A 19,443-nucleotide genomic window follows, 5' to 3' on the forward strand; every position below is an offset into this window, starting at 1 on the left:
GTCATCGTCCCGAACAGCCTCAGCAGGGATCAGCGCAGGGCGCGGGTGAGCACGTCGAGGGTGATCTCGATGATCTCGTCCGCGCCCACGGGCTCCGCGTCATGCGCCGGCGCGTCGGGCATGAGGCGGCGGGCCCCCGCCCGGAGCACGCCCCACGCCAGCTCGGCCCGCAGCGCCGGATGGTCGGCCCCGGCCTCGCGCAGCGCGTCGGCGAGCGGTGCGATCAGGTCGCCGTGCAGCTCGTCCACCCGGACCCGGCACTCGCCCGGCAGCCCGATCGCCTGCAGCGCCGGGATCAGCGCGTAGTCGGGGCTGCCGACGAAGTCGAGCGCGGCCCTGCCGTACGCGCGGATCCTGACGGGCAGCGAGCCGTCCGGCCCGGCGGCGGGGGCGATGGCGGTGCGCAGCCGGGCCGACCAGCGGGGAAAGGCGTCCTCCACGAGCTGGGCCAGGATGTCGGCGGTGGAGGCGAAGTAGCGGTAGACGCTGGAGCGGGCCAGGCCGATCCGGGCGCCGACGGCCGCCGGGGTGAGCGCGTGCACGCCCTCGGCGGCCAGGATCTCCCGCGCCGCCTCCAGCAGGGCGGCGTGCTGGTTGGCCCGGTGATCCGCGACGGTCGCCGCGCTGATCCTCGGCATCTCCCCTCCAGGGTTCCTACATGTCCGGGTCGCGACCTCCAGTATCCGGCCCGCCCGCCGCGACCGGCTCCGGCGACTCGTCCCTCACGACCGGTGTGCGGGGGAGCAGGAGGGTGACGCCGACCCCGGCCAGCAGCGCCAGCGCCGTGATGAACGTGACCCTGCGGGTCGCCTCGGCGGCGGCCTCGACCGCCGCCGCGTGGACCACCGGGTCGCGGAGCGCGGGGATGGCGGCGCCGGCGCTCTCCTCGACCGCGCGCGCCGCACTCGTGCGGACCTGTTCGGGCCGGTCGGCGAGCCCGCGCTCGACGGCCGAGCCGAGCCCGGCCACCAGCACCCCGCCCAGGATGGCGACTCCCAGCGCCGCGCCGAGCTGGCGGACCGTGCTCTGGAGCGCGGAGGCGCCGCCGGACAGACGCTCCGGCACGTCGGCCATGAGGACGCCGGTGAGCTGCGCGGTGGCGAAGCCGATGCCCGCGCCGTAGAGGAGCAGCCACGGGACGGGCCGCCAGGGGCCCATGTCCGGCGCGAGGGACAGGCCGATGCCGGCCGCGCCGGCGGCCTCCATGCCCAGGCCGATCCGCACGATGGTCCGCGGGGACAACGTCTTCGACAGCGGGGGGACCAGCCCGCCCGCGATGAAGGTGCCGAGGGCCAGCGCGGCGATGACGAGGCCGGCCCGGAAGGCGGTGTAGCCGAGCGCGGACTGCAGGAAGAGCGGCAGCACGAGGATCATGCCGAACTCGCCGAGCGCCACGATCACCGCCGCCATCGCGCCGTAGCGGAAGCTCGGCAGCTCGAACAGCGTCAGGTCGACGAGCACGGGCCGGCCGGCGCGCTCGCGCCGTCGTTCGCGCACGACGAGGGCGACCAGCGCGAGGATGCCGATGCCGAAGGCGAACGGCACGGGGGAGACGCTCTCGAACCGCAGGCCGAACAGGTCCGCGGTCCGCCGCGGCTCCAACCAGCCGTACTTCTGGCCCTCGATCAGCACGAAGACGACGCCGGTCGTGCCGAGCACGGCGAGGACGAGTCCGGCCAGGTCGCCGCCCGCCGCGTGGCCGTCCCGCGACTCGGGCACCCGCAGCGAGCCGAGCAGGAGCAGCGCGCCGATGGGCAGGTTGACCCAGAACGCGGCCCGCCAGCCGTGCTCGGTGACGAGCCAGCCCCCCGCCAGCGGGCCGACGGCGGCCATGCCGCCGATGATGGAGCCCCACACCGCGAAGGCGATCACCCGCTGACGGCCGAGATAGACGCGGTTGATGATCGCGAGGGTCATCGGGACGGCCATCGCCGCCCCCACGCCCTGCACGGCTCGGACGCCGATGAGCATGGGCCCGTTCACCGACATCGCCGCCAGCACGCTCGCCAGCAGGAAGACCGCGACACCCAGGGCGAACAGGCGGCGCCTGCCGTACCGGTCGCCGGCCCGGCCGAACGGGATGAGCAGCGCCGCGAACATCAGCGAGTAGATCGAGTTGACCCACTCCACGTCGGTGGCGCCGAGGCCCAGGTCGGCGATGATCGCGGGCACCGCCACGTTCACGATCGTGGCGTCGATGACGACCATCGACACGCCCGTGGCGAGCACGACGAGGGGGAGCCAGCTTTGACGCGATGTTGGCGACGTCATGTCGCGAACTATAGCAACACGCTGTCGCCAACCTGCTCACGAGGTCGCGCGGCGGGCGCGGGCGCGGCGCTTGCCCTCGTGCATGGCCTGGACGCGGGCGACCGGGATCGTGTGGCCTTCCTCGATCAGGTCGCGGGGCAGCCCCTGGGGCTCCGGCATGAGCGCGGCCCAGGGGTCACCGTCCCGCAGCAGTCCCGCCGCCGTGTGCACGGTGAAGTCGCCTGGGGCGATCCGGTCCAGGTCTTCCCAGGCCACCGGGAACGACACGGGGACGCCGGGCCGTACGCGCGGGCTGTAGGCCGCGACCACGGTCGCCCCGCCGGACCGGGTCGAGTCGATGAACACCCTGTCCCCGCGGTCCTCCCGGATGAACGCCGTCGTGGCGAGGGCGGGGTCGAGGCGTTCGGCGCGTACGCCGAGCGCGCGGGTCGCCGCGGCGACGTCCTCCGTCGTGTGCGCCTCCAGCGGCACGAACACGTGCAGGCCCTTGGCGCCGCTGGTCTTCACCGCCCCCGCCAGGCCGGCGTCGGCCAGCGCCCGGCCGACCAGGCGGGCGGCGGCGACGGCCTGGGGGAACGCCTCGGCCGACGGCGGGTCGATGTCGAGCACGAGATGGGTGGGACGGTCCCAGTGGCCGGCGTGGACGAGGGCGGGGTGATACTCCACCGCCCTCTGGTTGGCGAGCCACAGCAGCGTGCGCCGGTCGTCGCACAGCGCGTACGACACCCGCCGCTGGGACGACTCGGCCCATAGGGTGACCGTCCGCACGAAGTCCGGGGCGTAGGAGGGCACGTTCTTCTGCATGAACGGCGCCTGGCCCTGCCGCACCCGCACGACGGACAGCGGCCGGTCACGCAATACCGGGATGACGCGGTCGCGGACCGCGTCCAGGTAGTCGACCAGGTCGCGCTTGGTCGCGCCCGCGCCGTCGAACAGGGGCTGGTCGAGATTGGTCAGCGTGACTCCGTCGCGCACCTCATCGCTGGTCATCCGATCAACATGCCCCCGCTCGGGCCCGGGAATCAACCGCCCAGCGGGGCCAGATAGCCGCGCAGGACCTTCTTCAGTTCGCGCACCTCGGCCTCCCGCTCCTCCTCGGAGGCCGCGACCACGACCGGCGTCATCGCCTGGAAGATCTGCACGAGCACGCGCGCGCTGCGGGTCCGCTCCGACGCGGACAGGCGGGGAGCGCGTACGGCGAGGATGGCCTCGACCCGGCCGAGCAGCGCCGACTGGATCGGCCCGGCCGCCGTCGCGAGGCCCGGCGGCATGTCCGGGCGGGCGAACAGCGCCTTGAACCCCGGGTTGGCGACGTTGAACGCCACCAAAGGATCGACGACCCGGTCGATCAGGTCGTCCAGGTCCATGGCGGCGAGGTCGGCCGGGGCGAACGCCTCCCCGTGCGCGTCGCGCATCTGGGCGGTGAACCGGTCGGCGAGCGCCTGCGCGACGGCCTCCTTGCTGCGGAAGAACTGGTAGAGCGACCCGGGGGAGATCCCGGCCGCCGCCGCGATGGCGTTCGTCGTGGTCTTCTCGTAACCCTGCTCGGCGAACACCGCCGCCGCGGCGTCGAGGATCTCGCTCATCCGCCGCTCGCCGCGCGCCTGCCGCCGCCGGGGCCGCGCCTCCTCGGTTTCCATGGCACCCCTCATTGAAAATACGAGTGATTGCTCGTATTCTCTCGTCTCAAACACGAATGATCGCTCGTAAAACTAGCAGGGGGGCTCGTGCCGGACGGAATCGTCATACGCAGAGCGGGATGGGTCGTCGTGGTGAGCGTGTTGATCGCGCTCATCGCCGGGGTCGTCGGCGCCGGGACCATCGGCGCGCTGTCCCTCAACAGATTCGAGGCGCCGGGCTCCGAGTCGGCGCGGGCGCGCGACGACCTCGCCCGGCTGTTCCGCACCGGCAGCCCCAACGTCGCGCTGCTGGTCACCGCCCGCCAAGGGACGGTCGACAGCGGCCCCGTCGAGGCGGCCGGACAGGCGCTGACCCGGGAGCTCGCGGCCTATCCCGGCGTCGGCGACGCCTGGTCGTACTGGACGCGTCAAGGCGTGGCCACGCTGCGCTCCGGGGACGGACGGCAGGCGATGGTGCTCGCCTGGGTGCCCGGGGACGCCGACAGGGTGCGCCGTGAGGTGCTGCCGGCCCTGACCCCGCGCTTCACCCGGAGCGACGCCGTGATCGACGTCCGGGCCGGAGGCTCCGACGAGGTCTTCCGCACGGTCATGGAACAGGCCCGGCAGGACTTCGTCCGGGCCGAGCTGGTCGTGCTGCCGATGGTCCTCCTGCTGCTGTGGCTGGTGTACCGGCGGCTCGCGGCGGCCCTGGTCACCCTCGGTGTCGGGATCTTCGCCGTGGCCGGGTCGCTGGCGCTGCTGCGCGGCGTCGTGCTTCTCACCGAGGTCTCGACGTTCGCCTCGAACATCGCCCTGGTCATGGGCGTCGGGCTCGGGGTCGACTACGGGCTGTTCATGATCTTCCGGTTCCGTGAGGAGCTGCGGCGCGGCCTGCCGGTGCCCGAGGCGGTGACGCGGACCGTCCGCACCGCCGGGCGCACAGTGCTGTTCAGCGGGGTCACCGTCGCCGCCTCGCTGTCGGTGCTGTTCGCCTTCCCCTTCCCGTTCCTGCGCTCCTTCGCGTACGCGGGGGTCGCGGTCGTGGTCGCCGCGGTGGCCGGTGCGACCGTCGCGCTCCCGGCCGCGCTCGCCCTTCTGGGCCACAGAGTCGCGCGTGCCGGTTCCGCCCGGGTCGAGCGCCCCGGGTTCTGGCACGGTCTCGCCCTGCGCGTGGTGCACCGTCCGCTGGCGTTCGGCGGGGCCGCGCTGGCGGTCGTGCTGCTGCTCGGGTCGCCCTTCCTCGGCATCCGCTTCGGGCTGCCCGACGACCGGGTGCTGCCGTCCTCGGCGCCCGTGCGGCAGATGTACGACCAGATCAGGGCGGGTTTCTCCCAGGAGGAGGCCGACGCGGTCCACGTGGTCGCGCCGGAGGGGAGCGCCGCCCAGGCGGGGCCGTACGCCGCCGCGCTGTCGCGGATCGACGGCGTGGTGCGGGTGGACTCGGCCGCCGGGTCCTACGCGGACGGCCGGCCGGTTCCGGGGCCTGCGAATGCGCGTTTCGCCGCCGGGCGCGGCACGTGGCTGTCGGTGGTGGCGACGAGCGATCGTCTCGACGCCGACGCGTCCGGGCTGGTGCGCCAGGTGCGGGCCGTCCCGGCGCCCTTCGCGGTGGAGGTGGGCGGCTACCCCGCCGAGCTGACCGACTACCGGGACGGCGTGACCGCGCGCCTGCCGCTGATCGGCCTGCTGATCGTGCTGGTGACGTTCGCGGTGCTCTTCGTCATGACCGGCAGCGTCGTGGCGCCGTTGAAGGCGTCGGCGCTCAACCTGCTGAGCCTGTCGGTGATGTTGGGCGCACTGGTGTTCGTCTTCCAGGACGGCCATCTGTCCGGGCTGCTCGGCTTCACGCCGACCGGGTCCATCGAGCCGAGCATCCCCATCCTGATGTTCTGCGTGGCCTACGGGCTGTCGATGGACTACGAGGTCTTCCTGCTCGCGCGCATCAAGGAGGAGTACGACCGGACGGGCGACGCCCTTGCGTCCGTGCCCGCGGGCATCGCCCGCAGCGCGCCGCTGGTCACCGCGGCCGCCGCCATCCTGGCCGTCTCGTTCGCGGCGTACGCCACGGGACGGGTGGTGTTCCTGCAGCAGCTCGGCGTCGGCATGGCGCTCACGGTCGCCGTCGACGCGACGCTGATCCGCGGCGTGCTCGTGCCGGCGCTGATGAGGCTGGCCGGTCCGGCCAACTGGTGGGCCCCGGGCCCCCGTCCGAACCGTGCGACCTGGTCCTGGCAGAACGGCCGTTGACGATTTCTGTCCTTGGCCGGCACTTCCGCTCCTCTTCAGCGCGAGTACGCCCGTAGCCGCGCGGGCGGCTACGGTACGGCCCTGCGTGGTTGTCCGGCCGGATGTCGGCTCCGGCGAGACTCACCGCGGGGCAAACGTCTCCATTGTTTGCGATGGATGCACAATAACGCCACATTTGGACTGCGTCTATGTATATGGGCACTTTGTGCCGGTTGTGTGTCGCTCGCCGCTGATCTCGTTTGCGGGCGCTCACATACACCCTGGGAGCGATACGAAGAATGAAACTGAGACGAGGATGATTGCATGACTTCCCGCGCGCAGTCGGTTTCTCGCCAGTTCCTCGCCGGCCCGGGGCAAACAAGGCCCTCATCAATTCCGGAGCGATTCCACGTGTCTCTTCAATGCCTCATTCAGACGAGCAAAGTTCCTCTCGATGCCAGCGATCATCTTGCCGAGGAAGGGTACGAGGATGCCCTTGAAGGTCTCATCCTGGCAGAGGCGCTGCCCGCGCCCGGCAGACTCAGCGGCACGTTAGGCTCACGGCTATAGCGGCCACGCCAAGGCCGAGAAAGTGGGGGTTGAGCCTCCGTCGGTTCGGTTCGATAGCGCGGGGTGGGCGTTAGTCCATGCCTCGCCGTCCAGGCGCCCAGAACGGCTTCACCACCACGTCCCTGCGCGACCATCCACGCTCGCCCACCAGGTGAGCCCGCACAGCCTGGCAAGTGCGTGCCTCGCCGGCGAGGTAGGCAACGCCCGGCTGGCCGGGCAGATCCAGCGACCGAACCGCGGCCAGCAGTTCGTCCGGCCGGTAGATCCAGGTCAGCCGATCATTTTGAGCAAGAGGGAGTCGATCGCCCGGCCCGCTGGCCAAGATCACGCCATGGACCGCGGCCGATGCCGGCAGCGCGCGCAGCATCGCGCCGAACGCGACGGCCGCGGTCTCGTCACCGGCGAACAGGTGGTAAGGGGCGTCTCCGCGCAGCAGGAGCCTGCCCTCGGGGCCCAAGAAGGCGGCGGTGTCGCCGATACGCACCCGGCGTGACCACAACGCTCCCGGCCCGGCGGCGGGGTGGTCGAGCACGCACACGTCGAGACGGCCGTGTGGCGAGTAATCCCAGATTGAGTAGGTGCGCAGGAATCCCCGCAGCCACGAGCGAGGCTGCCGAGGATCGCCGACGCGCAGACGGATGTGCGTGCCGGGCACCCAGCCAAGCTCCCGCAGTTGCGGCCCTGAGATGCGGATGCGACGCATGCGCTCGGCGATCGGTTCGATCTGCGTCACAGTCCCGCGGCGGAACACGTTCAGCACGGCAACTCCCATCGTTCGCCGGTCGGCAAGTCCGTCACGAGCAGGTCCGGGCCGGCCAGCCGCACCGCGTCCGAGGCGGTGCCGTCGGTGCGAACAGCCGCGAGAGCGGGTCGTGCCCGTGGGCGTCGTGCACCGGGACCAGCACCCGCGCGCCGAGTATGGACGACCCGGCAACCGCCTGCGCCGGACCCATCACCAGGCGCGGGCCGAACAGCGGGCGCAACCCGTTGACCGGCAGCAGAACGAGGTCTACCGGTGGCTGCTCGGCTCGGTACCGCTCCAGGAGCGCGACCTCGGCGATCTCACCGCCGAAGAACACCCGGCCACCTGCGGTGTCGAACGCATAGGCGTTGTTGGGCCACACCAAGGTCCGTCCCGCGGGCACCACCTGCATGGAGACACCGGCCACGACGTCACGGGTCTGTCCCCAGCTCAGGCGCTCTGCCCGCAGGAAGCCGAGTGCCTGGGCGCGGCGCGCCATGCCGGCGGTTGGCACGTACAAGGGCGTGGTGTCCTTGGCCGGCAGGGCGCGCAACCCGCGTAGGTCCCAGTGGTTGGTGGCCAGGTTGGTGACAACGATGGCAGCGAGCGGGGGCAGGTCGCAGATCCCCAGGCCCAGAGGCTCTCCCCGGCGCAGCCACCAGCGTTCGGTGAACCACGGATCGGTGAGGACAGCGCGGCCGTCCAGCTCCAGCAGCACGCAGGAGTTGACCACGCGGGTGACCGCGATCGATGACTTGATCATGCCGTCAGCGTGCCGGTTAATGTACACATGAAGTCAAGCGAGGGGCTGGCCATCGGCGAGCTGGCACGACGGTTCGGCTTGGCCACGCACGTGCTGCGGCACTGGGAGAGCATGGGTCTGCTGGAGCCCGCGCGGCGTGCTGATGGTCAGCGCACATACGGGTCGGCGGATCTGGAGCGTGTGGCGTTGATCCTGATGGGCAAGGAGGCCGGTTTCACGCTAGGAGAGCTGCGTGCACTGTTGTCCACTCCCAGCCCGATGGACCACCGGGACCTACTGCGCAGCCACATCGAAGAGCTTGAGCAGCGCATCTCACAGGCACAGGCGGCCAAGGAGCTGATCGAGCATGCGCTTGCCTGCCCGCATAGCTTCGCCGAGTGCCGGCATGCTCGCGACCAGATTGCGTCACGGATTCCTCCTTCCTCCTGAGCCTGTCCAACCAGCAACTCTGGCGACCGCGACCCTTTCGATGCCCCCAGAGGCCATCAACGACGGAGCCGCGACCGCAAGAAATTCCGGACGTTGTCTTCCTCTCGCCGGCAGGAAGACCTGAACGACTCCGCCCCCAACCGTCCAGGCCCCAAGGTGCAGTGCCACAGGCCAGAACCTGTCCTACGTGCCGCATCAGCTTGGTTTGCCCCGCTTTTTTGATGACACGATCAAGGCCCCACCACGATCGGCGTGATCGTCTCACACTCGGCTCGTAGCCGAGCGGGTTCGCGTACGCGAGGTCGATGACGACGAGGGGAACCGGCTGCTGCGCATCGTACGGCGCGGCACGGGATCGGTGGTGACCTGGCGACGGGCGCAGATGGTGCCGCTGTCGGCCCAGGGCATGAGCACCGCCCACATCAAGCCGTGAAGACCTGGAAGGGCTCCCGCGATCCGGACTACGCGGCCAAGAAGGCCCGCATCGAGTACCTGTATGCGCTGCGGGGTGTCCACCTCAGATCTGCTCGCCGTACAGCAGAAGGTTCCCGCCATCTGGGCGCCATCCTATGGAACGGACACACTGCCATGGGAGCCGGGCCGGGCGGTGGCTGAGGGACGCTTCCATCCGGTGCCGCTCATGGTCGGCGGCACCGCACACGAGGCCAGGTATTTCGTGGCCATGTACTTCGACGGTGCGGGCCGGCCGCTGAACCAGGAGACCTATCGCGGTTCCTGCGCAAAGCCTTCGGCCGAGACGCGGAGCGGGTGTCGGCAAGGTACCCGGTCAGCTCCTACGGCTTGCCATCCCTGGCATGGGCGGCCATCGCCACCGACCGCGCCTGGACATGCCCGACCCCTCGCGGGCAACCGCCTGCTCGCCCGCAAGACTCCCGTCTATCAGTACGAGTTCGCCGACAGCGACGCCCCCAGACCAGCCGGTTTCCCCGTACCCCGCGCCTTCCCCCTGGGCGCCTACCATGGCGGGGAACTGCCCTACCTTTTCGACGGACCGGGCGCCGCCACAGAAACCCCAGCCTCATCCGGGCAGCGCCGGCTGGCCGACAGATCGGCTACTGGACCCGCTTCGCCGCCACGGGCAACCCGAACGGCGGGGGCCTGCCTCGCTGGAAACCGCTGACCAGCAAGAGCGCGAACCACGTCCACATCCTGGCCCCGATCGGAAGCAACGGAAATGTCGCAGTACGACATCACTGCCGCTTCTGGGCCACGCACAGCTCAGCCGACTGAGCTGGAAATCGGAACAGACTCCGCTCCACCAGTCGCGGACCTTGAGGGGTTCAGTCGCCGACCTGCCCGGTCAGGCTCGGGCCGCCGAGTCCGGCGAGCAGTCCGCGCAGCAGGCCGGCGAGCTGCTCGCGGCGTTCGGGCGAGAGATGGCCGACGAGGCGGTCCTCGGCCACGAGCAGGTCGGCGACGACATGGTCGAGCAGGGCGTTGCCCGCGTCGGTGAGGGCGACCGCGCGCGCGTGGTAGCCCGACCCGGCGGTGGTCCGTTCGACCAGCCCGGCCCTGGCCGCCCGCTCCACGCGCTGGGTGATCGCGCCGCGCGTCACCATGCACGCCTCGGCCGGCTCGCCCGGGCTCATCCGGTAGGGCGGGCCGGAGCGCCGCAGCGTGGACAGCAGATCCAGGGTCGCGACGTCCACGCCCAGGGTCGCGAGGAGACGGCCACGCTCGGCCCCGCCGTTCACCTGGATGATCTGCGCGGTGACGTGCCCGCCGCCGGGCGAGGCGAGCCAGTGCACGCTCTCGGCGATGTCCTGCGGCGACCCGGCCCGGCCGGTGTGGGTCTGCCCGACGAGCATCGTGCGGGGCGGCGGTGTCGAAGCGGTCCAGCGCGGCCTCGAAGCGGCCTTGGCCGAGTTCAAGCGGGCCGAGCGCCCATTCGGCCCAGCCGGCGACCGTCGCCACCGGATGGGCCGTGGCGTGCGTGATCGTTCGCTCGGCGAGCTCGCGGCAGTCCTGTTCGCGGCCCTGGACGGCGGCCACCATTCGTCGATCGCCGAGTGTGCGATCGCGTGCCCATTGTCGAAGTCGCCCCTGGCCCGCTGCGCCGCTTGCGTCGAGTCCGTATATCTCAAATAGTGAAACGCAATTGCTCAAATGACGAGACGATTGGAAGAGTGTCCACATGGCACAAGAAACGGCCGTGTACACCCACGGCTTTCACGAGTCCGTCCTGCGCTCCCACCGCTGGCGTACGGCCGCCAACTCCGCGGCGTACCTGCTGGGCGCGCTGAAGCCGCACATGCGGATCCTGGACGTCGGCTGCGGTCCGGGCACGATCACCGCCGACCTGGCCGAACTGGTGCCGCAGGGCGAGGTGATCGGCCTCGACACCGGGCCCGGCATCCTGGAGCAGGCGCGCCGCGAGGCGGAGGGGCGCGGCCTGGGCAACGTGAGCTTCGCGACCGGTGACGTGCACGCGCTCGACTACCCCGACGCCTCCTTCTGCGTGGTGCACGCCCACCAGGTGCTCCAGCACGTCGGCGACCCGGTGGGCGCGTTGCGCGAGATGCGGCGCGTGACCAAGCCGGGCGGGATCGTCGCGGTGCGCGACTCCGACTACGCCGGCTTCGTGTGGTATCCGCAGGTCCCCGCCCTGGACGACTGGCTGGACCTCTACCGGCGGGTGGCCCGCGCCAACGGCGGCGAGCCCGACGCCGGGCGCTGCCTGCGCGCCTGGGCGCGGGAGGCCGGGTTCACCGACGTCACCTCGTCGTCGTCCACCTGGTGCTACGCCACCCCGGAGGAGCGGGATTGGTGGGGCGGACTGTGGGCCGACCGTACGGTCCAGTCCTCCTACGCGGACCGCGTGGTCGAGGCCGGTCACGCCACGCGGGACGACCTGCGGCGGATCGCCGACGGCTGGCGGGAGTGGGCCGCGAGCGAGGACGCCTGGTTCAGCGTCCTGCACGGCGAGATCCTCTGCCGCGTGACCTGACCTGTGTACACCGGGGGACGACCCCCGGACCCCCGCCACGCTTGCTTTCGGTGCCTACGGGGGACGGTGCCAGTGGGGCATTCGAGGGGGGAACGGCGATGACGCTGCGGATCGTGGCCGGGACGGCCAACCGCCCGCTCGCCGCCGCCGTCGTGGCCGCGCTGGACCAGGAGCCGTCCGTTCCGGTGGTCGAGCGGTTCCCGGACGGCGAGTCGCGACCGGTTGTCACCGGTGTCCGGGGTGCGGACGTCTACCTGATCCAGCCCACCGGGCCGCCCGTCAACGAGCACGTCATGGAGGCGCTGCTGCTCGCCGACGCCTGCCGGCGGGGCGGCGCCGCCCGGCTCACGGCGGTCGTGCCGTACGTGGGGTACGCCCGGCAGGACCGGCGCCGCCGCGAGGGGGAGGCGATCGGGCTGCGGGTGGTGGTGGCCGCGCTCGCCTCGGCCGGGGTCGAGCGCCTGATCGCGGTCGATCCGCACACGGCCGCGCTGGAGGCGGTGTGCCCGATGCCCGTGGAGACGCTGACGGCCGTGCCCGCCCTCGCCCGCGCCGCCGGGCGCGCCGTGCCGGAGGAGGCGGTGGTGGTCGCGCCCGACCTCGGCGCGGTCACGCTCGCCCGGCACTACGCCCGCCTGCTGGAACGGCCCGTCGCGCTGGTCCGCAAGACGCGGCTGACCGGGGCGGATGTGCGGGCCGAGCAGGTCTTCGGCGACGTGGCCGGCCGAGCCGCGCTGGTCGTGGACGACATGATCAGCACGGGCGCGACGATCGAGGCGGCCGTCGAGGCCCTGCTCGCCCAGGGGGCGGCGCCGCCGTTCGCCGTCGCCGCGACACACGGCCTGTTCGCCGGGGACGCTCGGGAGCGGCTGCGCCGTACGGAGATCCGGGGCCTGATCGGGAGCCTGGTCGTCACCGACACCCTGCCGCAGGACGAGGCGGCCCTGCCGTCGCTGGAGGTGTGCCCGGTCGCCCCGCTGCTGGCCGACGCGATCGGCCGCCTCCACCGGGACGAGGGCATGGACGACCTGCTGGCCGGCACCTGAGACAGGTGGCGGAGCCGCCCAGGGGGAAGGATGGAGGTGTGACGCCCAGGACGCGGAGCCGTACGGCGGCGGACAGGGACCTGACCCGCCTGCCGGACCGCGCGTGCCGTCTCGTCGAGGCCCTGGGCGGCCGGTTCTCCCGTGAGATGGGCATCGACGTCGACCGGGGGGACCGCGAGATCGAGCGGTGGCTGCTCGCGGCGACGCTGTTCGGCGCCCGGATCTCCGCCGCGATCGCCGTACGGACCTACCGGGCGATGGCCGAGGCGGGGGTGCGAGGCCTCTCCGACGTCGAGGGCCGCACCTGGGAGGAACTGGTCGAGATCCTCGACCGCGGCGGCTATGCCCGTTACGACTATCGGACGGCGACGCGGCTGCTCCGCCTGGCCGAGGCGGTGGGCGGTGAGGTGGGCGGCCTGCGCCGGGGTGGCCTGGACGAGACCCGCGCCGCGCTCGACGCGCTGCCCGGCTGGGGCCCGGTGACGGTCGCGCTGTTCCTGCGCGAGCTGCGCGGCGTCTGGCCCGGGGTGGACCCGCCGCCGGACGACCGGGCGGTGGAGGCCGGACGGCACGCCGGGCTGCTCGGCGCGGGACACCACCCTCTCGATCGGCTGCGGGAGATCGCCGGCGAGGCGGGGCTGGACGTGCGCGACCTCGAAACCGCCCTCGTCCGCCTGTGGCTGGCCCACCACAAGGACTTCCCCCACTGCCGGGGCGGCGCCCGTTGTGCGGTGCTGACCGAGGAGGGGTGAGATGCGGTCGGCGGCGGGGGATCCGGTGACGCTGTTCCTGTGCGGCGACGTCATGCTGGGCCGTGGGGTCGACCAGATCCTTCCGCATCCCGGCGATCCGGCGCTTGAGGAGTCGTGCGTCCGGGACGCCCGCGCGTACGTCGAGCTGGCGGAGGAGGCGAACGGCCCGATCCCGCGGCCGGTCGGCTACTCCTGGCCCTGGGGCGACGCCCTGGAGGTGCTGGACGAGGCCGCCCCCGACGTACGCGTGCTGAACCTGGAGACGAGCGTCACCCGCAGCCGCGACTTCGCGCCGGGCAAGCAAGTGCACTACCGGATGAACCCGGCCAACCTCCCCGCCCTGGCCGTGGCCCGGCCCGACGTGTGCGTGCTGGCCAACAACCACGTGCTCGACTTCGGCGTACGCGGGCTCACGGAGACGCTGGACGCGCTGGCGGGGACGGGACTCGACCAGGCGGGCGCGGGATGGGACGAGGCCGAGTCGCGGCGGCCCGCGGTGGTGGCTCTTCCGGGCGGCGGGCGGGTCCTGGTGTTCGCGGTCGCGATGCCGTCCAGCGGCGTCCCCGGCGAGTGGGCGGCGGTCCGCGACCGGCCCGGGGTGGCCTTCCTGCCCGAGCCGTCCCGCGACGCCGCGGCGGAGACGGTGCACCGCGTGCGGCAGGCCAAGCGGCCGGGGGACCTCGCGGTCGTCTCCATCCATTGGGGGTCCAACTGGGGCTACGAGGTCGAGGACGACCAGGTCGAGTTCGCACACGCGCTGGTCGAGGGCGGTGTCGATCTCGTCCACGGCCACTCCTCCCACCATCCCCGTCCGGTCGAGGTGTACCGGGACCGGCTGATCCTCTACGGCTGCGGGGACTTCATCGACGACTACGAGGGAATCGCCGGTTACGAGGAGTACCGCGACGACCTGCGGCTGCTGTTCTTCGCGACGGCCGAGGCGGCGTCGGGGCGGCTGCTGGAGCTGCGGATGGCGCCGATGCGGGCCGTACGCATGCGGCTGCGGCACGCCTGCGGCGAGGACCGCGAGTGGCTGCGGGCGACGCTCGACCGCATCAGCCGGGAGTTCGGCGCACGGGTCGCACCGGCGCCAGGCGGCACGCTCGCCCTCGCACCGGCCGCGTAGGAGGTGGTCACGATGCTGGTCCGTGAGATCATGACGACGCCCGTGGTGACGGTCCGGCGCACGGCGACGATCAAGCAGGCCGTCCGCCTGCTGTACGAGCAGGACATCACGGCCGCGCCGGTGGTCGACGCGGCCGGGCGGATGATCGGCATCGTCAGCGAGATGGACCTGCTGCGCGGCGAGTTCGGGGCCAACCCCCGGGCCTTCCTGCGGCCCGAGGCCCTGCCGACCGGCAGGCCGCCCGCGCTCGTCGAGGAGGTCATGACGCCGCGCGTCGCCACCGTCGGGGACGGTGCCGACACCATGGACCTGGTCGAACTGATGATCACGACGGGGGTGAAGAGCGTCCCGGTCCTGCACGACGACGAACTCGTGGGGATCGTCAGCCGCCGCGACCTGATGGGCCTGCTGGCCCAGGGGGACGAGCGGATCCGCGAGGACGTGCTCGCGGCGCTGCGCGACTGCGCCGACACGGCGTCGTTCGGCGCGGCCGTGCGGGACGGCGTCGTCGAACTGTACGGCACCGGCGACGAGCGGTCGGCCCGCATCGCAGAGCTTGTCGCCAGGACCGTCCCCGGAGTGTCCGACGTCGTCTTCCCCGAGGGACTCGTGAGCTAGGTCGCGTCCCGTGATCTTTCTCGCCTACCGCGGTCGTCCAGATGGCGCCTCGCTGCGTTCTCGTCGTCGCCCATAGCTCCGCTATGGGCTCCTCCTCGGCCTTGCGATGCATCCATCTGGCCGATCCTCGCTACGGCAAAAGATCACGGGACGCTCCCTAATCGAGCCGTTCGAGCACGTCCGCGGCGAGCCGTTCGAGCGCGGTGACCTGTTCGCGGGTGAGACCGTCGAAGAACAGGCGGCGCACGGTCTCCACGTGCCCGGGGGCCGCGGCGGTGATGGCCCGGCGGCCCTCCTCGCTGATCACGACGTACGCGCCGCGGCCGTCGTCCGCGCACTCCTCCCGCGTGACGAGCCCCCGGCGCTGCATCCGGGTCAGGTGGTGGGACAGCCGGCTCTGCTCCCACTGGAGGTCGCGCTGCAGCTCGTACGGCCGCAGCCGCCCTTCCTCCCTGTCGGTGAGCTGCACGAGGACCTCGTAGTCCGCCAGGGACAGACCCGAGTCCGCCTGCAGTTGCCGGTTGAGCCGGGCCGTCAGGCGGCCCTGCATGCGCAGGTACGCTCGCCAGGCGCGCTGCTCGTCCGCGTCGAGCCACCGAGGGCTGTTCATGGTCCCCAGGCTAGCCGGAATGAATGACTCGTCATGTATGTTGAGGGGCACCAGTAGATGACGCATCATCTACATGGCGACGAGGAAAGGGCACTCATGACCACGACCAGGCTGACCCCTCGTGTGGACGTCCGCCGGGCGGCCGAGCGTTTCGCCACCCGCATCTCCTGGCTGGATTCCAAGCACTCGTTCTCGTTCGGCGGCCACTACGACCCCGACAACACCCACCACGGGCTGCTGCTGGTCAACAACGACGACGTCGTCCACCCGGGCACCGGCTTCGAGACCCACCCGCACCGCGACATGGAAATCGTCACCTGGGTGCTCCAGGGCTCCCTGGTCCACCAGGACTCCGAGGGCCACTCCGGCGTCATCTACCCGGGCCTGGCCCAGCGCATGAGCGCCGGCACCGGCATCCTGCACTCGGAGAAGAACGACTCCTGGCGGCTCACCGGCGGCGACACGCACGACAAGCCCGTGCACTTCGTCCAGATGTGGGTGGTCCCCGACGAGCCGGGCATCACCCCCGGCTACGAGCAGCTGGAGATCGAGAACGACCTGCTGGCCGGCGGTCTGGTGCCGGTCGCCAGCGGCATGGACAAGCACGCCGGCGAGGCCGCCATCCGCATCAAGAACCGGTACGCCGCGTTGTACGCCGCCCGGCTTCAGCCGGGCCAGAGTGTGGAGCTGCCCGAGGCGCCGTTCCTGCACCTGTTCGTACCCCGGGGGACCGTCACCCTGGAAGGTGCGGGCACTCTGGAGACCGGCGACGCCGTACGCTTCACCGCCACCGGCGGGCAGAAGGTCACCGCGACGGAGGCCGCCGAGGTCCTCGTGTGGGAGATGCACGCGACGATCGCCGCCTGACGACGATCCTGGAAGGAATCCCGATGGACAAGACAGAACCGCAGGTCGCCGACAACCCGGAGGCGAGCCGCTTCGAGATCACCGTGGACGGCGCCCTCGCCGGCTTCGCCGACTATCGGCTCAACGGGCCGAGGATCTCCTTCACCCACACCGAGATCGACCCGGCCTTCGAAGGCCGGGGCCTCGGCTCGACGCTTGTCCGGGCGGCCCTCGACGCCGCCCGGGACGCCGGGCTGTCGGTCCTGCCGTTCTGCCCGTTCGTGAAGCGGTACATCGAGCGGCACCCCGACTACCTCGACCTGGTGCCCACCGATCAGCGGGCCAGGTTCTCCCTCGACGGCGGAAAGACGGCCGAGTGACCGGCGGGCCCCTCAACCAGGGAGAGCCGGCGGTGTACGGCTGCACGAGTCTGTCCGGCTACACGGGCGCCGACGGCACGACCGCGGAGAGCGTGCTGCTGCCCGGCCACGACGTGCCGCTCGGCCGCTACACGACCGTGCGCCGGCTGCTCCCGCAGCGCCCCCGCCGGATGGTCGGAGCGTGGTGCTTCGTCGACCACTTCGGGCCCGACGACGTGAGCGGCCGGCCGGGCATGCAGGTGCCGCCGCATCCGCACACCGGCCTGCAGACGGTCACGTGGCTGGCCGAGGGCGAGATCGCGCACCGCGACAGCCTCGGCAACGTCCAGTCGATCGTGCCCGGGCAGCTCAACCTGATGACCGCCGCCCACGGCATCGCCCACTCGGAGCAGTCGCCTCCGGAGCACCCGCCGGGCATGCACGGGCTGCAGTTGTGGGTCGCGCTGCCGGAGGAGGCCCGGCACGGCGAGGCGCGGTTCGAGCACCACGCCGCGCTGCCCGTGCTGCGCGACGGGGACGTCACGGTGACCGTCGTGGTGGGCGAGGCCGGGCCGCTGCGCTCGCCCGCCCGCGCGCACACCCCGCTGCTCGGGGCCGAGGTGCTCTTCGCCGGTCCACTTGGACAGCACCGGCGGCACCGGCTGCCGGTCGATCCCGCGTACGAGACGGCGGTGCTGGTCATGTCGGGCGCGGCCGACGTGGCCGGGGTCGCGCTGGCGCCGGGCTCGCTGCTCTATCTCGGCCAGGGCCGTACGGAGGTGCCGATGGAGGCGGCCGGTCCGGCCCGGCTGTTCGTGCTGGGCGGCACGCCGTTCGAGGAGCCCCTGGTGATGTGGTGGAACTTCGTCGGCCGTTCGCACGAGGAGATCGCGCGGGCACGCGACGAGTGGATGCGGGGTGACCGCTTCGGCGTCGTCCCGGGTGGGGAGCGGCCGCTCCCGGCCCCCGAGATGCCCACCGTGCGGCTGAAGGCCCGCGACCGGCACGGCCGCGTCCTCAGCTGACGGGCGAGCCCGCGCGTCTCCGGGTGAAGCAGGTGAACACGGCGAGCGCGGAGACGGCGGTCATGCAGGCCAGCGCCCAGCGGTAGCCGGTCACGAGCCGCTCGACCGCCGCGGGTGAGACGTGGGACAGCGTCCCGGCGAAGACGGCGTCGTGCAGCCCGGCAGGCAACGGCACCGTGATGATCGACAGGACCAGCGCGGTGCCGACCACCACCCCGGTGTTCTGCAGCATCAGGCGCATGGCGTTGACGATCCCCAGCCGCTGCGACGGCACCCCGTCCAGGATCGCGGTGGTGTTGGAGGGCAGGAACATGCCCGAGCCGACGCCGATCAGCACGAGGGCGGCCGTGAGCGCCTCGAGCGAGACGTCCGGGGAGATCAGCCACAGCAGGACGGCCAGGCCCGCCGTCGTCAGCGAGGTCGCGGCGACCGCCACCGTGCGCGGGCCGAGGCGGCGCAGCAGGAAGCCCGAGGCGACCGACGCCGCCATCGCCGCGATCGAGAGCGGCAGCACCTTCACCGCCGCGCGCACCGGGTCCTCCCCGCGTACGGCCTGGAAGAACAGCGACACGAGGAGCACCACCCCGACCCGGGCGGTCGAGTTGAGGAACGACGCCAGCGTCCCGAGGGCGAACGTGAGATCGCGGAACATCCGGATGTCCACCACCGGATGACGGGCCCGCAGCTCCCGCACGACGAACAGCGGCAGCGTCACCGCGAACACGACGAGCCCGGACACCACCATCGGATGCCCCCAGCCGAGCCTGGTCACCTCCGACAGCGCGAGCAGCAGGCCGCCGAGGCAGGCGAGCACGAGCGCGTTGCCGGGCAGGTCGAGCCCGCGGTCGCGGCCCTGCGGCGGTCCGGGACGGAGGGCCACCGCGCCCCAGACCAGGCACGCGATGCCGAGGGGCACGTTGTACCAGAACACCCAGCGCCAGCCCAGGTGCTCGGTGAACAGGCCGCCGAGCGCAGGACCGGCGAGCTGGGCGATGGAGAACGACGCGGTGTAGACGCCCATCCCCTCGCCGAGCCGCGACTTGGGGAAGGCGTCGGTCACCAGGGCGGCGCTGTTGGTCAGCAGCATGGCCCCGCCCGCCGCCTGCACCACCCGCAGCGCCACGATGACCCACGCGTCCGGGGCGAGCCCGGCCAGCAGGCTGGCGACGGTGTAGGTGGCCAGGCCGCCGAGGTACATCGCCCGCCGCCCGAACAGGTCGGCGAGCCGGCCAAACACGACCATGAGCACGGTCGTGGTGAGCTGGAAGGCGAGCAGGATCCAGCTCGCGGCGTCCGCGCTCGCGTGCGTCTGCCGTACCACCTGGGGGAGCGCCACGTTGAGCGCGCTGCCGCCGAGCGCGGTCAGGACGCTGGCCATGCTCACGACCGACAGCGTCCGCCAGGCGCGGCGCAGCCGCTCCCGCTCGCCGGGGTCCGCCGCAATGGTCTGCGGCACGGCCGTCATCGTACGGC

19 protein-coding genes are annotated in these 19,443 nt (G+C 72.1%); 10 read left to right on the plus strand and 9 right to left on the minus strand.

Annotation, left to right across the window (positions count from 1 at the left end; all coding sequences use genetic code 11):
* Positions 1 to 29: 29 nt before the first annotated feature.
* Genes IL992_RS02850 through IL992_RS02865 form a run of 4 tightly spaced genes read right to left on the minus strand, consistent with a single transcriptional unit; the run spans position 30 to position 3,911 of the window.
* On the minus strand, positions 30 to 638 hold the full coding sequence (locus tag IL992_RS02850; protein ID WP_193201693.1) for a TetR/AcrR family transcriptional regulator: 609 nt from the start codon (positions 636 to 638) through the stop codon (positions 30 to 32).
* A gap of 16 nt (positions 639 to 654) precedes the next feature.
* Positions 655 to 2,271 (minus strand): MFS transporter, encoded by a 1,617-nt coding sequence (locus IL992_RS02855; protein ID WP_193201694.1) that lies wholly within the window; start codon positions 2,269 to 2,271, stop codon positions 655 to 657.
* Positions 2,272 to 2,307: 36 nt separating this feature from the next.
* Positions 2,308 to 3,261 (minus strand): DNA polymerase domain-containing protein, encoded by a 954-nt coding sequence (locus IL992_RS02860; RefSeq protein WP_193201695.1) that lies wholly within the window; start codon positions 3,259 to 3,261, stop codon positions 2,308 to 2,310.
* Positions 3,262 to 3,293: 32 nt separating this feature from the next.
* The gene (locus tag IL992_RS02865) at positions 3,294 to 3,911 is read right to left on the minus strand and encodes a TetR/AcrR family transcriptional regulator (protein WP_226872092.1); all 618 of its coding nucleotides are present in this window, start codon (positions 3,909 to 3,911) and stop codon (positions 3,294 to 3,296) included.
* An 87-nt stretch (positions 3,912 to 3,998) separates the two neighbouring features.
* Between IL992_RS02865 and IL992_RS02870 the strand changes: the two genes are divergently transcribed.
* Positions 3,999 to 6,137 carry an MMPL family transporter gene (locus IL992_RS02870; RefSeq protein WP_193201696.1) on the plus strand — a complete coding sequence of 713 codons (2,139 nt, stop codon included), beginning with the start codon at positions 3,999 to 4,001 and terminating at the stop codon, positions 6,135 to 6,137.
* 619 nt (positions 6,138 to 6,756) lie between these two features.
* On the opposite strand, the gene IL992_RS02875 is transcribed toward IL992_RS02870, so the two are convergent.
* Positions 6,757 to 7,446, minus strand: coding sequence for a siderophore-interacting protein (locus tag IL992_RS02875; protein ID WP_319018289.1), 690 nt, complete (start codon positions 7,444 to 7,446; stop codon positions 6,757 to 6,759).
* Between the two features lie 34 nt (positions 7,447 to 7,480).
* Entirely contained in the window at positions 7,481 to 8,191 is a 711-nt protein-coding gene (locus tag IL992_RS02880) for an MBL fold metallo-hydrolase (RefSeq protein ID WP_193201698.1), read from the minus strand.
* A gap of 27 nt (positions 8,192 to 8,218) precedes the next feature.
* Here IL992_RS02880 and IL992_RS02885 point away from each other — a divergent pair, with 27 nt between their 5' ends.
* Positions 8,219 to 8,620 (plus strand): MerR family transcriptional regulator, encoded by a 402-nt coding sequence (locus IL992_RS02885; protein WP_193201699.1) that lies wholly within the window; start codon positions 8,219 to 8,221, stop codon positions 8,618 to 8,620.
* A 1,301-nt stretch (positions 8,621 to 9,921) separates the two neighbouring features.
* Here IL992_RS02885 and IL992_RS02895 read toward each other — a convergent pair.
* A complete protein-coding gene (locus tag IL992_RS02895) occupies positions 9,922 to 10,449 on the minus strand; it encodes a MarR family winged helix-turn-helix transcriptional regulator (RefSeq protein ID WP_193201701.1) in 528 nt (175 codons plus the stop codon).
* Between the two features lie 326 nt (positions 10,450 to 10,775).
* Between IL992_RS02895 and IL992_RS02900 the strand changes: the two genes are divergently transcribed.
* The 5 genes from IL992_RS02900 to IL992_RS02920 all read left to right on the plus strand — a co-directional run bounded on the left by IL992_RS02900 (position 10,776) and on the right by IL992_RS02920 (position 15,130).
* A complete protein-coding gene (locus tag IL992_RS02900) occupies positions 10,776 to 11,588 on the plus strand; it encodes a methyltransferase domain-containing protein (RefSeq protein ID WP_193201702.1) in 813 nt (270 codons plus the stop codon).
* Between the two features lie 98 nt (positions 11,589 to 11,686).
* Positions 11,687 to 12,634, plus strand: coding sequence for a ribose-phosphate diphosphokinase (locus IL992_RS02905; RefSeq protein WP_193201703.1), 948 nt, complete (start codon positions 11,687 to 11,689; stop codon positions 12,632 to 12,634).
* A 38-nt stretch (positions 12,635 to 12,672) separates the two neighbouring features.
* On the plus strand, positions 12,673 to 13,386 hold the full coding sequence (locus IL992_RS02910; RefSeq protein WP_193201704.1) for an HhH-GDP family DNA glycosylase: 714 nt from the start codon (positions 12,673 to 12,675) through the stop codon (positions 13,384 to 13,386).
* Position 13,387: 1 nt separating this feature from the next.
* Positions 13,388 to 14,512 (plus strand): CapA family protein, encoded by a 1,125-nt coding sequence (locus tag IL992_RS02915; RefSeq protein WP_193201705.1) that lies wholly within the window; start codon positions 13,388 to 13,390, stop codon positions 14,510 to 14,512.
* Between the two features lie 12 nt (positions 14,513 to 14,524).
* The gene (locus tag IL992_RS02920) at positions 14,525 to 15,130 is read left to right on the plus strand and encodes a CBS domain-containing protein (RefSeq protein WP_193201706.1); all 606 of its coding nucleotides are present in this window, start codon (positions 14,525 to 14,527) and stop codon (positions 15,128 to 15,130) included.
* Between the two features lie 157 nt (positions 15,131 to 15,287).
* Here the strand turns inward: IL992_RS02920 and IL992_RS02925 are convergent, their stop codons facing one another.
* Positions 15,288 to 15,740, minus strand: a complete 453-nt coding sequence (locus tag IL992_RS02925) for a MarR family winged helix-turn-helix transcriptional regulator (protein ID WP_193201707.1) — start codon at positions 15,738 to 15,740, stop codon at positions 15,288 to 15,290.
* A 96-nt stretch (positions 15,741 to 15,836) separates the two neighbouring features.
* Between IL992_RS02925 and IL992_RS02930 the strand changes: the two genes are divergently transcribed.
* The 3 genes from IL992_RS02930 to IL992_RS02940 are packed head-to-tail and all read left to right on the plus strand — an operon-like array spanning position 15,837 to position 17,970.
* Complete coding sequence (locus IL992_RS02930; RefSeq protein WP_193201708.1) at positions 15,837 to 16,607, plus strand: pirin family protein; 771 nt, start codon at positions 15,837 to 15,839, stop codon at positions 16,605 to 16,607.
* 23 nt (positions 16,608 to 16,630) lie between these two features.
* Entirely contained in the window at positions 16,631 to 16,966 is a 336-nt protein-coding gene (locus IL992_RS02935; RefSeq protein WP_193201709.1) for a GNAT family N-acetyltransferase, read from the plus strand.
* Positions 16,963 to 17,970, plus strand: coding sequence for a pirin family protein (locus IL992_RS02940; protein WP_319018291.1), 1,008 nt, complete (start codon positions 16,963 to 16,965; stop codon positions 17,968 to 17,970). The genes IL992_RS02935 and IL992_RS02940 overlap by 4 nt, the downstream gene beginning before the upstream one ends.
* Here IL992_RS02940 and IL992_RS02945 read toward each other — a convergent pair.
* Positions 17,963 to 19,426 carry an MFS transporter gene (locus IL992_RS02945; protein WP_319018292.1) on the minus strand — a complete coding sequence of 488 codons (1,464 nt, stop codon included), beginning with the start codon at positions 19,424 to 19,426 and terminating at the stop codon, positions 17,963 to 17,965. The genes IL992_RS02940 and IL992_RS02945 overlap by 8 nt on opposite strands.
* Positions 19,427 to 19,443: the final 17 nt, after the last annotated feature.

This window comes from Microbispora sitophila (assembly GCF_014892245.1).
Taxonomy (GTDB): Bacteria; Actinomycetota; Actinomycetes; order Streptosporangiales; family Streptosporangiaceae; genus Microbispora; species Microbispora siamensis.

Bases quoted from the DNA above. Each gene is read 5' to 3' on its own strand.
- IL992_RS02865 (WP_226872092.1), bottom strand. From the start codon at position 3,911: ATGGAAACCGAGGAGGCGCGGCCCCGGCGGCGGCAGGCGCGCGGCGAG.
- IL992_RS02935 (WP_193201709.1), top strand. From the start codon at position 16,631: ATGGACAAGACAGAACCGCAGGTCGCCGACAACCCGGAGGCGAGCCGC.
- IL992_RS02895 (WP_193201701.1), bottom strand. From the start codon at position 10,449: ATGCTCGTCGGGCAGACCCACACCGGCCGGGCCGGGTCGCCGCAGGAC.
- IL992_RS02920 (WP_193201706.1), top strand. From the start codon at position 14,525: ATGCTGGTCCGTGAGATCATGACGACGCCCGTGGTGACGGTCCGGCGC.
- IL992_RS02850 (WP_193201693.1), bottom strand. From the start codon at position 638: ATGCCGAGGATCAGCGCGGCGACCGTCGCGGATCACCGGGCCAACCAG.
- IL992_RS02925 (WP_193201707.1), bottom strand. From the start codon at position 15,740: ATGAACAGCCCTCGGTGGCTCGACGCGGACGAGCAGCGCGCCTGGCGA.
- IL992_RS02880 (WP_193201698.1), bottom strand. From the start codon at position 8,191: ATGATCAAGTCATCGATCGCGGTCACCCGCGTGGTCAACTCCTGCGTG.
- IL992_RS02915 (WP_193201705.1), top strand. From the start codon at position 13,388: ATGCGGTCGGCGGCGGGGGATCCGGTGACGCTGTTCCTGTGCGGCGAC.
- IL992_RS02855 (WP_193201694.1), bottom strand. From the start codon at position 2,271: ATGACGTCGCCAACATCGCGTCAAAGCTGGCTCCCCCTCGTCGTGCTC.
- IL992_RS02885 (WP_193201699.1), top strand. From the start codon at position 8,219: ATGAAGTCAAGCGAGGGGCTGGCCATCGGCGAGCTGGCACGACGGTTC.
- IL992_RS02930 (WP_193201708.1), top strand. From the start codon at position 15,837: ATGACCACGACCAGGCTGACCCCTCGTGTGGACGTCCGCCGGGCGGCC.
- IL992_RS02905 (WP_193201703.1), top strand. From the start codon at position 11,687: ATGACGCTGCGGATCGTGGCCGGGACGGCCAACCGCCCGCTCGCCGCC.
- IL992_RS02900 (WP_193201702.1), top strand. From the start codon at position 10,776: ATGGCACAAGAAACGGCCGTGTACACCCACGGCTTTCACGAGTCCGTC.
- IL992_RS02860 (WP_193201695.1), bottom strand. From the start codon at position 3,261: ATGACCAGCGATGAGGTGCGCGACGGAGTCACGCTGACCAATCTCGAC.